Source organism: Burkholderia sp. AU45251 (assembly GCF_030482905.1).
Classification (GTDB): Bacteria; Pseudomonadota; Gammaproteobacteria; order Burkholderiales; family Burkholderiaceae; genus Burkholderia; species Burkholderia aenigmatica.
Map to the genome: position 1 here is coordinate 362,920 of NZ_JAUJQH010000003.1, position 14,358 is coordinate 377,277.

Genomic DNA, 14,358 nt, shown 5'->3' on the forward strand with positions numbered 1-14,358 from the left:
CGATGACGCAATTGTTCGATACGCTGGGTTTCATCGACGCCTCGGCCGCGCGTGCCGGCGCCGCTGCCGCGACATATGACGAAGCGGCCGGGTTGGCCGGCTCGGCCAGCGCTGCCGCCGTGTCGCTGGCGCACGTCGGCAAGGTGTTCGCGACGCCGCGCGGCCAGGCCGCCGCGCTGCGCGACGTGACGCTCGACGTACGGCGCGGCGAGGTATTCGGGATCATCGGCCGCAGCGGCGCCGGGAAGTCGACGCTGCTGCGGCTCGTGAACGGGCTCGAACGCCCGAGCTCGGGCCGCGTGCGCGTGCAGGGCGTCGACGTCGGCGCGCTCGACGAGGACGGCCTCGTCGCGCTGCGGCGTCGCACCGGGATGGTGTTCCAGCATTTCAACCTGCTGTCCGCGAAGACGGTGTTCGAGAACGTCGCGCTGCCGCTGAAGATCGCCGGCGTGCCGAAGGCCGAGCGCACGCGCCGGGCCGACGCGCTACTCGAACTCGTCGGGCTCACCGCGAAGCGCGATGCGTATCCAGCCAGCCTGTCGGGCGGGCAGAAGCAGCGCGTCGGCATTGCGAGGGCGCTGGTGCACGATCCCGAGGTGCTGCTGTGCGACGAGGCGACCTCGGCGCTCGATCCGGAGACGACGCAGTCGATCCTCGCGCTGCTCGCCGACATCAACCGGCGCCTCGGGCTGACGATCGTGCTGATCACGCACGAGATGGAAGTGATCCGCGCGGTGTGCGACACGGTCGCGGTGATCGAACAGGGCGAAGTCGTCGAAACGGGCCCCGTGTGGCGCGTGTTCGGCGATCCGCGCCACGGCGCGACACGTGCGCTGCTCAGCACGCTCGTACACGACCTGCCGGCCGAACTGGCCGCGCGCGTGCGGCCGTTGCCCGAGCAGGCCGCGTTGCCCGAAGGCGCACAGGTCGTGCTCGACGTCCGCTATACGGGCGAGAGCGGCGGCGAGCCGGATGTCGGCGCGCTCGCGGCGGCGCTCGGCGGCTCCGTGCGGTTCCTGCACGGCGGGATCGAGCGCATCCAGGGGCATGCGCAGGGGCGGCTCGTGATCGCGGCAGCCCCGCGCGCGGACGACGCCGGCCAGTCGCCGGCCCGCGGCGGTGCGGTGGCGGCACTGCTCGAACGCGCGCGCCGCCACGCGAATCACGCGGAGGTGCTCGGCTATGTTTGACCTCTGGTGGCCCGAACTGCTCGACGCGATCCGCGACACGCTGTCGATGGTCGCCGCGTCGGCCGTGATCGCGGCGCTGATCGGCATCCCGCTCGCGGTGATCCTCGTGACGACCGCGCCCGGCGGCATCTACGAACGGCGCGGCGCCAACGCGGTGCTCGGCGCGCTCGTCAACGTGTTCCGCTCGACGCCGTTCATCATCCTGCTCGTCGCGCTGCTGCCGTTCACGCGCGTGCTGATCGGCACGACGATCGGCGTCTGGGCGGCCGTCGTGCCGCTGTCGATCGCCGCGATCCCGTTCTTCGCGCGGATCGCCGAGGTGAGCCTGCGCGAAGTCGATCGCGGGCTGATCGAGGCCGCGCTCGCGATGGGCGCGAAGCGCCGCCACATCGTCTGGCACGTGCTGTTGCCCGAAGCGCTGCCCGGCATGCTCGGCGGCTTCACCATTACCGTCGTCGCGCTGATCGGCTCGACCGCGATGGCGGGCGCCGTCGGCGCGGGCGGGCTCGGCGATCTCGCGATCCGCTACGGCTACCAGCGTTTCGACACCACCGTCATGGCGACCGTGATCGTGATCCTGATCGCGCTCGTCTCGGCCGTGCAAATCACGGGCGACCGCCTGGTCCGACGCGTGACCCGGCGCACCTGAGCGACGCCACGAGCGTCCGCTCGCTTCATTCCTGATCCTGAGAGAACACAACCTATGACTTTGCCCATCGGCGCACCGCGCGAATGGAACGGACAATTCGAGGAAGCGCTGTTTCTCGACGTGGCGCGACGCCATCGTCCGGACTTCCCGGCGAAGCTCGCCACGCCGCCGCGCGAGCCGCGCAATGACGACGAACTGGCCGCCGTCGCCGATTACTACACGAAGATGGCGTCGCACGACCTGTTCATCGTGCAGGTCGTCGCGAAGGCGATCGACACGCTGTTCAGCAACGATCCGCATTTCCAGCTGATCCTGTCGCGCCAGCTCGGCGACGACGGCGCGCATGCGGTGATCGGCCGCGAACGCGTGACCGAACTGACGGGGCGCGATCCGCTGCCGGAAGTCGACCGGCTCGTCGCCGCGCACTGGGCCCGCATCGGCGACATCGCGGTGCGTGATGTCGCGGGCTTTCTCGCGTTCGAATGGCATTACGAGCTGCACATCCTCGCGAAGCTGTGGATCCAGCGCAAGACCGGCCGTATCGGCGATTCCGCGATGCGCGAGCACGGCGAGAACCGGATCCGGCCGGACGAGGAGTGGCATCGCGTGCAGATCGTCCAGTGGTGGTTCGACACGTTGAAGGCGCTGCCGGCGGCGGAACGCGACGCGCTGATCGATCGCGTGATCGCGGCCGACGAGGAAACGCAGGCGCGGCTCGATGGTTATCTGCACGACGAGTACGCGCACACCGCGCAGGTATTCGGCGCGGATATCGCCGAATACCGCGCGATCTACGACGACTGGCGGCGCGAGATCCTGGCGCGGCTGACCGGCCGCCGGTTCGACGCGCTCGTGCCGCTGTCGGGTGAAACCGTTGAACAGGAAGCTGTCGCATGAACGATCCGCGCGGCCCGGCGACCCTCGCGCCGGATACCGATACACCGGCCGTCGACCGCGACGCGCTGGCGCGCGCGATCGACGCGCTGCGCGTGACCGCCGCCGCGCGCGACCGCGCGGGCGGTCACGCGGCGCAGGAGAAGCAGTGGCTCGCCGACGCGGGTTTGCTGACGCTCGCGGTTCCGCGTGCGTTCGGCGGCCAGGAGGCGGCGTGGCCGGCGATCTACGACGTGATCCGGCAGATCGCGCGGGTCGACAGCGCGCTCGCGCATCTCGTCGGGTTCCAGTGCCTGCAAGTGGTGAGCGTCGACGTGTGGGGCAACGCCGCGCAGCGCGAGCGCTACCTGCGCGGCACGGTCGAGCAGCAATGGTGGTGGGGCAATGCGGTCAATCCGCTCGACACGCGGCTCGTGGCCACGGCGACGCCCGACGGCGGCTACCGGCTCGACGGCGTGAAGGGCTTCTGCTCAGGCACGCGCGGCTCGCAGCGGATGACGGTGTCCGCGCACGATCCGGACACCGGCCGCACCGTGTTCGGCGTGGTGCCGACCGATCGCGCGGGAATCACGGTCAACGAAGACTGGGATCCGATCGGCCAGCGACAGACCGACAGCGGCAGCGTGCGCTTCGACGGCGTGACGCTCGCGGCGGACGAGGTGCTGCACCGTTCCGAGGTGCCGCCGACCCCGCGTGCGACGCTGCGCACGCTCGTGTCGCAGCTCGTGCTGACGAACCTGTTCGTCGGGCTCGCGGAAGGCGCGCTGGCGGAAGCGCGCGACTACGTGCTGACGCAGGGCCGCCCGTGGATCCAGTCGGAAGTCGCGCAGGCGAGCGACGATCCGTACACGCTGCAGCGCTTCGGCGACATGCGTGTGCGGGCGATCTCCGCGGCGGCGCTGGCCGATCGCGCGGCCACCGCGTTGCAGCGCGCGTGGGCGCGGCAGGATGCGCTGACGGCGGACGAGCGCGCCGAGGTGGCGCTCGCGGTATCGGAGGCGAAGATCGTCGCGCAGCGCGCGGCGCTCGAGAACGGCGAGGCGCTGTTCGACGCATGCGGCGCACGCGCGACGGCCGCGCCGCTCGGCCTCGACCGCTTCTGGCGGAACGCGCGCACGCATACGCTGCACGATCCGCTCGACTACCGGCTGCGGGATGTGGGCAGGTTCGCGTTGACGGGCGAGTTGCCGCCGGCGTCGCTATATACATGACGGCGTGATGCCGGAGCGGCGCGGCCCGCTCCGGACAAAACCTAACCGGCATGCTGGACGTTTGAGATGATATGTTATATCGTTTCGATACAATGTATCACTCCATGATCGCCCACCTTCCTTCCGGAATCGCCCGATGAGCTCCGCACTCCACCCGTCCACGCGGCTTCCCGTGACCGTCCTGTCCGGCTTCCTCGGCGCCGGCAAGACGACGCTGCTCAACCACATCCTGAACAATCGCGAGGGCCGGCGCGTTGCGGTCATCGTCAACGACATGTCCGAGGTCAACATCGACGCCGCGCTCGTGCGCGACGGCGGCGCGGGGCTGTCGCGCACCGACGAGAAGCTGGTCGAGATGAGCAACGGCTGCATCTGCTGCACGCTGCGCGAGGATCTGCTGATCGAGGTCGACCGGCTCGCGCGCGAGGGGCGGTTCGACCAGCTCGTGATCGAATCGACCGGCATCTCGGAGCCGCTGCCGGTGGCCGAGACGTTCACGTTCGAAGGCGAGGACGGCCGCAGCCTCGGCGAAGTCGCGCGGCTCGACACGATGGTGACGGTGGTCGATGCGTTCAATTTCCTGCGCGACTACGCGTCGCGCGACAGCCTGCAGTCGCGCGGCGAATCGATGGGCGACGAGGATGCGCGCACGGTGGTCGATCTGCTGATCGATCAGATCGAGTTCTGCGACGTGATCGTGATCAACAAGATCGACCTGATCGACGCAAGCGCGCGCGAGCGGCTCGTCGTGCTGCTGCACGGCTTGAACCCGCGCGCGCGGATCGAGATCGCCGAATTCGGCAAGGTGCCGCTCGAGCGCGTGCTCGACACGGGCCTGTTCGATTTCGACGCGGCGTCGCGCGCGCCGGGCTGGCTGCAGGAGATGCGCGGCACGCATACGCCCGAGACCGACGAATACGGGATCCGCAGCTTCGTCTACCGCGCGCGGCGGCCGTTCCACCCGCAGCGTTTCTTCGATTTCGTCGAAAGCGAATGGCCGGGCGTCGTCCGCTCGAAAGGGTTCTTCTGGCTCGCCACCCACCCGACCGTCGCCGGTTCGTGGTCCCAGGCCGGCGCGATCGCGCGGCACGGGCCGGCCGGCTACTGGTGGGCGGCCATGCCGCCCGAGCGCTGGCCGCAGGACGCGGAAGCCGTCGCGCAGATCCGCGCGCGCTGGGACGAACGCGTCGGCGATGCGCGGCAGGAACTCGTGCTGATCGGCATGGACATGGACGAGCCCGCGCTGCGCGCGCGCTTCGACGCGTGTTTGCTGACCGACACCGAAATGGCCACCGGCCCCGACCACTGGACCACGTGGGACAACCCGTTTCACGACTGGCCCTGACCTGAACGCGCTTCCTGCATCGATCCGGATGGAGAAGGCGCTCCACCGGATCACGAGCATGAATGCACCGCTTCCCGATATTTCCCTGACCGACGCCGCGCCGGGCCACCGCCCGCTCGAATGGGTCGGCATGCAGGGCATCGACCTGCCCGTCGCGGTGGCCGAGCCCGGCTGCCGGCGCGACGTGCATGCGCGCGCCGACGTACAGGTCGATCTGCCCGCGCCGCACGTGAAGGGCATCCACATGTCGCGGCTGTACCGGCTGCTCGACGGGCTCGGCGATGGCGCGGCGCTGTCGCCGGCCGGTCTTCAGCAGGTGTTGCAAGCCATGGTCGACAGCCATCTCGACTGCGACACGCGCAGTGCGCGGCTGCGGCTGCGCTTCGACCTGCTGGCGCGTCGCGCCGCGCTGGTGACCGACGGGCTGGCCGGGTGGAAAGCCTATCCGGTTCGCGTCGACGCGATGCTGAACGGCGCGGGGTTCGAGCTGCGTGCGCAGGTGACGGTCGTCTATTCGTCGACGTGCCCGTGCTCGGCCGCCTTGTCGCGGCACTGGGTCGAGCAGGCGTTCCTGACGGCATTCGGCCGCGACGATCGCGTGGAACCGGCGGCGGTCGCGGCGTGGCTGAAACGGCATGCGACGGCGGCCACGCCGCACAGCCAGCGCAGCGAAGCTGTCGTCAGCGTGAGGCTGCCCGCCGATGGCGCGACGCTGGGGCTGGTCGACCTGATCGACCGTATCGAGCACGCACTCGGCACGCCGGTGCAGACGGCCGTCAAGCGCGCGGACGAGCAGGCCTTCGCGGTGCTGAACGGCGAGAACCTGATGTTCGTCGAGGATGCCGCACGCCGCGTCCAGGCCGCGCTGGACGGCCGCCATGCGAGCCCGCGCGTGCACGTGCGCCATCTGGAAAGCCTGCATCCGCACGATGCGGTGGCCTGGGCCGCGCCGGTGCGCGAAGGCGCCGACGCATGCTGATCCGCAAGCTGTTCCGGTTCGAGAATGCGCACGTCGTGCGCGGCTGCAGCACGCGGCGCTGTTCGCATTCGATCCACGGCCATTCGTACCGCGTCGAATTGCTGCTCGAAGCGCATGCGCTGGACGGCGGGCAGATGATCTACGACTTCGGGCTGCTCAAGGGCGACGTGCGCGACCTGATCGACGCGTTCGACCATGCGGTGACGCTGTGGTCGGATGACGACCCCGGCTATGTCGAGAGCATGCGCCGGCATTCCGAACGCTGGGTGCTGCTGCCCGTGTCGCCGAGCGCCGAGCAGTTCTCGCGCGTGTTCTTCCGCCTCGTCGATGCGGCGCTGTCCTGCACCCGCATGTCGAACGGCGAAGCCGACGTGCGGCTGCATTCGGTCATCGTTCACGAGACCGAGACCGGTTACGCGCAGTGTTTTCGCGACGATGCGTTCAACCCGCGCATGGGCCGTATCGACCTGGACGACATCGTGTTCGCGCCGGCCATTGCCGCGCAGTGGCACGATCCGGGCCTGTTCGAGCGGATCAGGCGCGGCCGCCCCATTTCAAGTCAGGCATCCTGATGATCAGAAAGAACCCGCGCGGCGACCTGCCGCAGATTCACCCGAGCGCATTCGTCGATCCGACCGCCATTCTGTGCGGGCTCGTGATCGTCGAGGAAAACGTGTTCATCGGCCCGTACGCGGTGATCCGCGCCGACGAAACGGATAGCGGCGGCCGGATCGCGCCGATCGTGATCGGTGCGCATTCGAACATCCAGGACGGCGTGGTGATCCATTCGAAGTCGGGCGCGAGCGTCACCATCGGCCGGCATACGTCGATCGCGCATCGCGCGATCGTCCACGGGCCGTGCAAGGTCGGTAACGGCGTATTCGTCGGCTTCAACAGCGTGCTGTTCAACTGCACGATCGACGACGGCTGCGTGGTGCGCTACAACGCGGTCGTCGACGGCTGCCACCTGCCGCCGGGTTTCTACGTGCGTTCGACCGAGCGCATCGGGCCGGAAACCGATCTCGCCGCCTTGCCGCAGGTGACGGCCGACGCGAGCGATTTCTCCGAGGACGTCGCGCGCACGAACAATGCGCTGGTGCTGGGCTACAAGCACATCCAGAACGAGTTCTGAATCATGGACGAGCCCATTCGACGCGAAGGGGGCGCGAGCGACGCGCTGCAGCGACGTCACGCCGACCTGCTCGTGCACGGCGGCACGGCGATCACGCCCAACGGTGCCGAGCGGATCGACATCGCGTGCGCGGGCGGCCGCGTCGTCGCGCTTGGCGCGCTGCACGGCACCTGGAGCGCCGATGTCCTGCTGAATGCCGATGGCCTGCATGTGCTGCCGGGCGTCGTCGACAGCCAGGTGCATTTCCGCGAACCCGGCCTGACGCACAAGGAAACCATCGAGGCCGGCACGCGCGGCGCGGTGCTCGGCGGCGTCACGACGATCTTCGAGATGCCCAACACGCATCCGCTGACCCTGACCGCGCAGGATCTGCAGGCCAAGCTGGATCTCGCGCGCGGCCGTGCGTGGTGCGACTACGCGTTCTACATCGGCGGCTCGGCCGCGAACGCCGAACGGCTGCCGGTGCTCGAGAACCTGCCGGGCTGCGCGGGCGTGAAGGTCTTCATGGGCAGTTCGTTCGGCGACCTGTTGGCCGACGACGAAGCCGTGTTGCGCCGGATCGTGCGCAACGGGCGGCGGCGCATGGCCGTGCACGCGGAGGACGAGGCGCGGCTGCGCGAACGCCGGGCGCTCGTGGAGGCGAGCGGCGACGTGCGCGATCATCATCGCTGGCGCGACACGGAAAGCGCACTGGCCGCGACGCGGCGCATCGTCGGGCTGGCCGCCGAGACGGGCCGCCGGCTGCATGTGCTGCACGTGTCCACCGCCGACGAAATGGCGTTGCTCGCGCGGCACCGGCATCGCGTGACCGTCGAGGTCACGCCGCATCACCTGAGCCTGCACGCCCCCGATTGCTACGCGCGGCTCGGCGCGTTCGCACAGATGAATCCGCCGGTGCGCGAACGGCATCATCAGGACGCGCTGTGGCAGGCCGTTCGCGATGGCGTGGTCGACGTGATCGGCAGCGATCACGCGCCGCATACGCGCGACGAAAAGCGCCGCCCCTATCCGCAGTCGCCGAGCGGGATGACCGGCGTGCAGACGCTGCTGCCGCTGATGCTCGATCACGTGCAGGCGGGCCGCCTGAGCCTCGCGCGGCTGGTCGACCTGACCAGCGCCGGGCCGGCACGGATCTTCGGCATCGCGGGGAAGGGGCGGATTGCGGTGGGCTACGACGCCGATTTCAGCCTCGTCGACTTGCGCGCGCGCCGCATCATCCGCGACGAATGGATCGCCAGCGTGAGCGGCTGGACGCCGTACGACGGGTGCGCGGTGACGGGCTGGCCCGTGCACACGGTCGTGCGCGGGCAGGTCGTCGTGCGCGACGGTGCGCTGAACGGGGCGCCGGCCGGGCAGGCCGTGACGTTTCTGGATGCGGCGGCGTAGCGACGCGTTACCCGTTCAGTGCGCGGGGTTCCGGATGAGCACGTAAGCCTTCCCCGACGGAGCCTGCACGACCGACAGGCCGTCGGCGATCGTGCCGTCGCTCTTGCTGACGGCCGGCTGGCCTGCTGCAGGCGAGAAGAGCCATGCGCCGGGATATTTCTCGCGGAATCTGGGTGCCAAGGACGAGACCTCGGTTCCGGCGGGGTAGGTGAACTCACCGACGCTGGCGGCGCGCGCCAGGGTGCCGGACGCGAGGGCCACGACGCGATGTTGCCGGTCGAGATTCAACACCGGGCTACGCAAGGGCAATCCGGCCAGTTCGAACAGGGCGCCTTCGGCGACAGTGAGGTGCCAATAGTCGTTGTCACGCGAGCCGTCGAGATACAGGGTCGTGCCTCTGATCAGGGTCGACCCGGCCGGCACGAGGGAACCGGCCACGCGGTTGCCGTCGGCCAGATGGCACCACCAGAGCGTCTTGATCCGGGCATCCTTGCGCAACACGATTTCCAGCGGCCCGCCCGGACCGCACACCCATCCGTCGATCGGGCGGGGGCCGGTGACGGTCAGCGACAGGGCCGTGAGGGTGACGGGCGACTGGTCGTGCCACGGTGTTTCGTCGTCGTATTCCGACGCCGTCCGCAGCGCCACGGCGGGAATGCCGTAGACGCTGACCTCATGCGGAAACGCGGCCTCGTCGATCGATGCCAGGTTGCCGGCGGTCGTGAGCGAAAGGGTGGTGCCGGCCGGCATGTCGACGCCCAGCAAGTGAGTGGCCTTCTCCAGCGTCGGATGCCGCGCGGCCTCCTCCTTTCTGGATTGCAGGTCGATCCGCAGATAGGCGATCGCCAGCACCACAAAGAAGCTGCTCGACACGCACAGCGTGCCGAACAGGCCAGATGCGCGTCCCCGGTGCGTGCGAAACCATCCGCGAGCGCGAGACGACAACGCCAGCGTGACAGCCCAGACCAGCACGGACACGGTCGCCAGAAACGAAATGCCGAGAACGATGAAGAAGGCGCCGGAGAAAATCGGAGCGGCAATCATCGGAAACGCGAACGACGGAATGGATTCATGGTTGGAATGGCCTCGACGCCGCGGGACATGCCGGCATCGTCAGGTGAAGGGTGCCGCCATGCGGTTGGCCCTCGGTGGCGGACGGTCTTTCAGGATCTTGTGCGAATGGCGCACATTGTATTGTTCAAACGCGATTGCCCGGCGACGGCCGCGTGCACATCCGGCACGTTGCCGTCACGACGCCGGCGAGACTACCCCGGCAACGCGTCCGCCAGCGCCCGCATCGCGTCCACCGTCTCCGGGTTCGCCGGAAAGAACGCCTCGATGGCGAGTTCCGACAGCGTCACGTCGACCGGCGTGCCGAACACCGTCGTCGTACTGAAGAACGTCAGCTCGCCGGCCGCCGTGCGCAGCCGCAGCGGCACGGCGATATCCGCGAAGTCGGTGCGCGCATGCGTGTCGTCGGGCTGGCCGGCCGGCGCCGGATAGGCGGCGAGTTCGTCGCGCAGCGTGTGCAGCGCGCGGTCGCCGCTTGCATCGATCTGCCGCTGCAGCCGATGCAGGATGTGCGCGCGCCATTCATGCCAGTTGACGATCTGCGGCGCGAGGCCGTCCGGATGCAGGCTCAGCCGCAGCACGTTGACGGGTGGCTGCAGCAGCGCCGGATCGGCCTGCGCGACCAGCGCGCCGAGCATCCGGTTCGCGGCGAGCAGCGTCCAGTGACGGTCCACGGCGAGCGCCGGGTAGGGCTCGTGGCCGCGCAGCACCGCTTCGACCGCATGGCGCGCGGCATCCAGTTGCGGATCCGAAAACGGCCGTTCGCGAAACAGCGGCGCGAAGCCGGCCGCAACGAGCAGCGCATTGCGCTCGCGCAGCGGCACGTCGAGACGCTCCGCGAGATGCAGCACCATCTCGCGGCTCGGCTGCGCGCGGCCCGATTCGACGAAGCTCAGATGGCGCGCGGAGACTTCCGCGTCGAGCGCAAGCGCCATCTGGCTCAGGCGCCGGCGTTGCCGCCACGTGCGCAACAGCGGGCCGATGCCGGATGCGCGGCTGGCGGACGGGGAGGGTGAATGCAGGGCGGCGGTCGGGTTCATGACGCTGATGATAGGCAATCCCGCGCACCTTGGGCATTACCTGCGACGTAAGCGTCGAGCCGATTCTCGGGCGTGTCGTGTCGCTGCGTTACCATAGCCCCCGTGCCAACTGAGAGACGACGCCGGACCCGCGATTGAAAACGCCTGGGCCGACGCCGTGCATATTTACGACAAGGCATTCCAGGGGAATCCAACAATGAAAAAACTTGCCGTCCGGCTCGCCTGCGTGGCGACGCTTGCATTCGCCGTGACCACCAGCTACGCGCAGACCGAAGCTGCGCAGGTGGAAATGAGGGCCGCCGCCGCGGCCGCCAACGACGCGGTCGTGAAGGGCCCGACCGATATCGACGTGAAACACGAAGCCGTGCTGAAGCTGAAGGCCGGCGAATCGTTCGTGCCGGCCGCCGAAGCCGGCCGCTACCTGCGCTCGATGGGCAACTCGATCGATGAAACGAAGCTGGTCGGCCTCGTGCTGCCCGACGATCCCGATGCCGACTGGATCTCGGTCGTGTCGTTCGAGCCGAGCGGCTATATCCGCGACGACGACGCGAAGGACTGGAAGCCCGACGAGCTGCTGAAGAGCCTGCAGGCCGGCACCGAGGAAGACAACCCCGGGCGCAAGGAGCGCGGCCTGCCGGAAACCGAGGTGGTCGGCTGGGCGAAGGCGCCCGCGTACGACGCGGCCACGCACCGGCTCGTGTGGTCCGCGATCATCCGCGACAAGGGCGCGGCCCCGAACGCCGAGAACGACGGCGTGAACTACCGGACGCTCGTGCTCGGCCGCGACGGCTACCTGTCGCTGACGATGGCATCGACGCTCGCCGACCTGCCGAAATACAAGGCGTCGGCCGACGACCTGCTGTCGAACATCAGCTTCAACGACGGCAAGCGCTACGCCGATTTCAACAAGTCGACCGACCACGTCGCCGAGTATGGCCTCGCGGCGCTGATCGTCGGCGTCGGCGCGAAGAAGCTCGGCCTGCTCGCGCTGATCGGCGCGTTCGCGGTGAAGTTCTTCAAGATCGGCGCGGTGGCGCTGCTGGCCGGCGGCGCGGCGCTGAAGCGCTTCTTCGGGCGCAAGCCGAAGGCGGCCGCGGTGCCGGCCGTCGCCGATGCATCCGACGTGTCCGGCGCGGAGCGCAAGGAATGACGAAGCTGTTGCTGCTGATTTTCGGCGGCCTCAAGCTTGGCAAGGTGCTCGTGTCGGCGGGCACCATGCTCGCGTCGATCGCGGTCTACGCGCTGTTCTACGGCTGGCGCTTCGCGGCCGGTTTCGTGGCACTGCTGCTGGTGCACGAGGCCGGCCACTACCTCGCCGCGCAGCGGCGCGGGCTCGACGTCGGGCTGCCGACCTTCATCCCGTTCGTCGGCGCGTGGATCCAGTTGAAGGAGATGCCGCACGACGCGGAAACCGAGGCGTATGTCGGGCTCGCCGGGCCGTTCGTCGGCACGCTCGGTGCGCTGGCCTGCTACGCGGCGGCGCGCCACTACGACAGCAACCTGCTGCTCGCGCTGTCGTACACGGGTTTCTTCCTGAACCTGTTCAACATGATTCCGCTGTCGCCGTTCGACGGCGGGCGGATCACCGCGGTGCTGTCGCCGCGCATCTGGTTCGCGGGCGTGCCCGTGCTGATCGCGCTGTTCGTGTATCGCCCGAGCCCGCTGCTGATCGTGATGGCGATCCTCGCGCTGCCGCAGCTGAAACGCGCGTGGCGCTACGATCCCGACGCGCCGGAAAACCGCGTGTACTACGCGACGTCGATCGAGACGAAGACGACCTATGCGCTCTGCTACGTCGGCCTGCTCGCGTTCCTCGCGCTGATGACGTCCGGCGTGCACGACATGCTGCGCGTCGCGCATTCGTCGATCTGACGCCCGATACCTGATGCAAAAACGGCGGCCGGTTTTATGCGGCCGCCGTTTTTTTGCGTGGTCGAACCTCAGGCGTCGCGATGACGCAATTCGACGCGTCTGATGTCCTTCACGATCACGAGATAGCTGAACACGGTGACGAGCGCGTTCAGCCCGACGAACACGAGTGCGCCGTTGAACGAGCCGCTCGCGCCGACGAGGTAGCCGATCGCGATCGGCGCGACGATCCCGGCCGTGTTGCCGAACATGTTGAACAGGCTGCCCGACAGGCCGATCGCCTCCTTCGGCGCGGTATCCGCGACGACGGCCCAGCCGAGCGAGCCGATGCCCTTGCCGAAGAACGACACGGCCATCAGCGCGATCACCAGCACTTCGCTGTCGACGTAATTGCAGCCGATGATGACCATCGACAGCGCCATCCCGCCGACGATCGGGATCTTGCGCGCGAGCGTCAGCGACACGCCGCGGCGGATCAGCCCGTCCGACAGCATCCCGCCGAGCACGCCGCCGAGGAACCCGCAGATCGCGGGCAGCGACGTCATGAAGCCGGCCTTCAGCAGCGACATCCCGCGCGCTTGCACGAGATAGATCGGGAACCACGTGAGGAAGAAGTACGTGAGCACGTTCACGCAGTACTGGCCGAGGTACACGCCGATCAGCATCCGGTTCGACAGCAGCTGGCGCACGTAGTACCAGCCGGCGACGCGGCTGCTTTCCGAGCGCGAGCCGTTGCTGCTGCGTGCGGCGGTGCGCACCAGGCCGCCACCTTGTTCGATGTGTTCGAGTTCCGCGCGGTTCACGGCCGGATGGTCGGCCGGGTCCTTCATGACCCGCAGCCACAGGAACGCGAGCGCGACGCCCGCGAGGCCGAGCCACAGATACACCTGATGCCAGCCGTACGCGTGCGTGAGCCACGCCATCAGCGGCGAGAACACCACGGCCGCGAAGTACTGCGCGGCGTTGAAGATCGCCGATGCGGTGCCGCGCTCGGCGGTCGGGAACCAGCTCGCGACGACCTTCGCGTTCGCGGGAAACGCGGGGGCTTCGGCGATGCCAACCGCGAAGCGCATCGCGAACAGCGCGGCGACCGCGAACGCGGCGCTGCCGCCGAGGCCGATCGTGCTCTGCAGCAGCGTGAACGCCGACCACAGGAAGATGCTGGCCGCATACACGCGGCGCGCGCCGAAGCGGTCGAGCAGCCAGCCGCTCGGCAGTTGCGCGAGCACATACGCCCAGCTGAATGCCGAGAAGATGTAGCCCATCGTCACCGGATCGATGCCGAACGCCTTGCGGATCGGCGTGCCGGTGATCGACAGCGTCGCGCGGTCCGCATAGTTGAGCGTCGTGACGACGAACAGCATCGCCAGGATCCAGTAGCGCACGGCGGTCCGGCGCGCGGTGCGCGCGAGGTCGAGCGGAAGGTCGCGAGAGGTAGTCTGATTAGGCACTTTAATGTATGTCGTCGTATGACGTGGCAGCAGTTTATTGGCAATGATCAGCGGCAGAAAGCTCGGGTTTTCCCTTTGGATGATGACGTGAAATCGTCAATTATTCGAGGGTTTGCCCGCTTTGTAAGGGTTTGGCGTGCT

14 protein-coding genes are annotated in these 14,358 nt (G+C 68.6%); 11 read left to right on the forward strand and 3 right to left on the reverse strand.

The window, feature by feature from the left end; all coding sequences use genetic code 11:
• Positions 1–2 precede the first annotated feature (2 nt).
• From QZM67_RS11325 to QZM67_RS11365, 9 genes are all read left to right on the forward strand, one after another.
• On the forward strand, positions 3–1,190 hold the full coding sequence (locus QZM67_RS11325) for a methionine ABC transporter ATP-binding protein (protein ID WP_301802802.1): 1,188 nt from the start codon (positions 3–5) through the stop codon (positions 1,188–1,190).
• Positions 1,183–1,839 carry a methionine ABC transporter permease gene (locus QZM67_RS11330; RefSeq protein WP_175022848.1) on the forward strand — a complete coding sequence of 219 codons (657 nt, stop codon included), beginning with the start codon at positions 1,183–1,185 and terminating at the stop codon, positions 1,837–1,839. The genes QZM67_RS11325 and QZM67_RS11330 overlap by 8 nt, the downstream gene beginning before the upstream one ends.
• Positions 1,840–1,893: 54 nt before the next feature.
• Positions 1,894–2,736: a hypothetical protein gene (locus tag QZM67_RS11335; protein WP_301802805.1), complete on the forward strand. Its 843-nt coding sequence runs from the start codon at positions 1,894–1,896 to the stop codon at positions 2,734–2,736.
• The gene (locus QZM67_RS11340; protein WP_175022845.1) at positions 2,733–3,944 is read left to right on the forward strand and encodes an acyl-CoA dehydrogenase family protein; all 1,212 of its coding nucleotides are present in this window, start codon (positions 2,733–2,735) and stop codon (positions 3,942–3,944) included. The genes QZM67_RS11335 and QZM67_RS11340 overlap by 4 nt, the downstream gene beginning before the upstream one ends.
• 136 nt (positions 3,945–4,080) lie before the next feature.
• Positions 4,081–5,289, forward strand: a complete 1,209-nt coding sequence (gene zigA / locus QZM67_RS11345) for a zinc metallochaperone GTPase ZigA (protein ID WP_301802810.1) — start codon at positions 4,081–4,083, stop codon at positions 5,287–5,289.
• A gap of 58 nt (positions 5,290–5,347) precedes the next feature.
• On the forward strand, positions 5,348–6,268 hold the full coding sequence (gene folE2 / locus QZM67_RS11350; protein ID WP_301802813.1) for a GTP cyclohydrolase FolE2: 921 nt from the start codon (positions 5,348–5,350) through the stop codon (positions 6,266–6,268).
• The gene (locus tag QZM67_RS11355; protein WP_301802815.1) at positions 6,262–6,840 is read left to right on the forward strand and encodes a 6-carboxytetrahydropterin synthase; all 579 of its coding nucleotides are present in this window, start codon (positions 6,262–6,264) and stop codon (positions 6,838–6,840) included. The genes folE2 and QZM67_RS11355 overlap by 7 nt, the downstream gene beginning before the upstream one ends.
• On the forward strand, positions 6,840–7,400 hold the full coding sequence (locus QZM67_RS11360) for a carbonate dehydratase (RefSeq protein WP_043180884.1): 561 nt from the start codon (positions 6,840–6,842) through the stop codon (positions 7,398–7,400). Before QZM67_RS11355 ends, QZM67_RS11360 begins: the two co-directional genes overlap by 1 nt.
• A gap of 3 nt (positions 7,401–7,403) precedes the next feature.
• Positions 7,404–8,786: a dihydroorotase gene (locus tag QZM67_RS11365; RefSeq protein ID WP_301802818.1), complete on the forward strand. Its 1,383-nt coding sequence runs from the start codon at positions 7,404–7,406 to the stop codon at positions 8,784–8,786.
• A 15-nt stretch (positions 8,787–8,801) separates the two neighbouring features.
• On the opposite strand, the gene QZM67_RS11370 is transcribed toward QZM67_RS11365, so the two are convergent.
• Complete coding sequence (locus tag QZM67_RS11370) at positions 8,802–9,830, reverse strand: hypothetical protein (RefSeq protein ID WP_175022840.1); 1,029 nt, start codon at positions 9,828–9,830, stop codon at positions 8,802–8,804.
• Between the two features lie 221 nt (positions 9,831–10,051).
• Positions 10,052–10,897, reverse strand: a complete 846-nt coding sequence (locus tag QZM67_RS11375) for a helix-turn-helix domain-containing protein (protein ID WP_301802824.1) — start codon at positions 10,895–10,897, stop codon at positions 10,052–10,054.
• Between the two features lie 196 nt (positions 10,898–11,093).
• On the opposite strand from QZM67_RS11375, the gene QZM67_RS11380 reads away from it, so the two are divergent.
• Both QZM67_RS11380 and QZM67_RS11385 read left to right on the forward strand, forming a co-directional pair.
• The gene (locus QZM67_RS11380; RefSeq protein WP_043180877.1) at positions 11,094–12,047 is read left to right on the forward strand and encodes a DUF2167 domain-containing protein; all 954 of its coding nucleotides are present in this window, start codon (positions 11,094–11,096) and stop codon (positions 12,045–12,047) included.
• Positions 12,044–12,769 (forward strand): site-2 protease family protein, encoded by a 726-nt coding sequence (locus QZM67_RS11385; RefSeq protein ID WP_193099735.1) that lies wholly within the window; start codon positions 12,044–12,046, stop codon positions 12,767–12,769. Before QZM67_RS11380 ends, QZM67_RS11385 begins: the two co-directional genes overlap by 4 nt.
• Positions 12,770–12,837: 68 nt before the next feature.
• Here QZM67_RS11385 and QZM67_RS11390 read toward each other — a convergent pair whose 3' ends face one another.
• Complete coding sequence (locus tag QZM67_RS11390; RefSeq protein WP_301802828.1) at positions 12,838–14,217, reverse strand: MFS transporter; 1,380 nt, start codon at positions 14,215–14,217, stop codon at positions 12,838–12,840.
• Between the last annotated feature and the right edge of the window lie 141 nt (positions 14,218–14,358).

Coding starts and splice junctions, on each gene's coding strand:
- QZM67_RS11325 (WP_301802802.1), top strand. CDS start 3: ATGACGCAATTGTTCGATACGCTGGGTTTCATCGACGCCTCGGCCGCG.
- QZM67_RS11330 (WP_175022848.1), top strand. CDS start 1,183: ATGTTTGACCTCTGGTGGCCCGAACTGCTCGACGCGATCCGCGACACG.
- QZM67_RS11335 (WP_301802805.1), top strand. CDS start 1,894: ATGACTTTGCCCATCGGCGCACCGCGCGAATGGAACGGACAATTCGAG.
- QZM67_RS11340 (WP_175022845.1), top strand. CDS start 2,733: ATGAACGATCCGCGCGGCCCGGCGACCCTCGCGCCGGATACCGATACA.
- zigA (WP_301802810.1), top strand. CDS start 4,081: ATGAGCTCCGCACTCCACCCGTCCACGCGGCTTCCCGTGACCGTCCTG.
- folE2 (WP_301802813.1), top strand. CDS start 5,348: ATGAATGCACCGCTTCCCGATATTTCCCTGACCGACGCCGCGCCGGGC.
- QZM67_RS11355 (WP_301802815.1), top strand. CDS start 6,262: ATGCTGATCCGCAAGCTGTTCCGGTTCGAGAATGCGCACGTCGTGCGC.
- QZM67_RS11360 (WP_043180884.1), top strand. CDS start 6,840: ATGATCAGAAAGAACCCGCGCGGCGACCTGCCGCAGATTCACCCGAGC.
- QZM67_RS11365 (WP_301802818.1), top strand. CDS start 7,404: ATGGACGAGCCCATTCGACGCGAAGGGGGCGCGAGCGACGCGCTGCAG.
- QZM67_RS11370 (WP_175022840.1), bottom strand. CDS start 9,830: ATGATTGCCGCTCCGATTTTCTCCGGCGCCTTCTTCATCGTTCTCGGC.
- QZM67_RS11375 (WP_301802824.1), bottom strand. CDS start 10,897: ATGAACCCGACCGCCGCCCTGCATTCACCCTCCCCGTCCGCCAGCCGC.
- QZM67_RS11380 (WP_043180877.1), top strand. CDS start 11,094: ATGAAAAAACTTGCCGTCCGGCTCGCCTGCGTGGCGACGCTTGCATTC.
- QZM67_RS11385 (WP_193099735.1), top strand. CDS start 12,044: ATGACGAAGCTGTTGCTGCTGATTTTCGGCGGCCTCAAGCTTGGCAAG.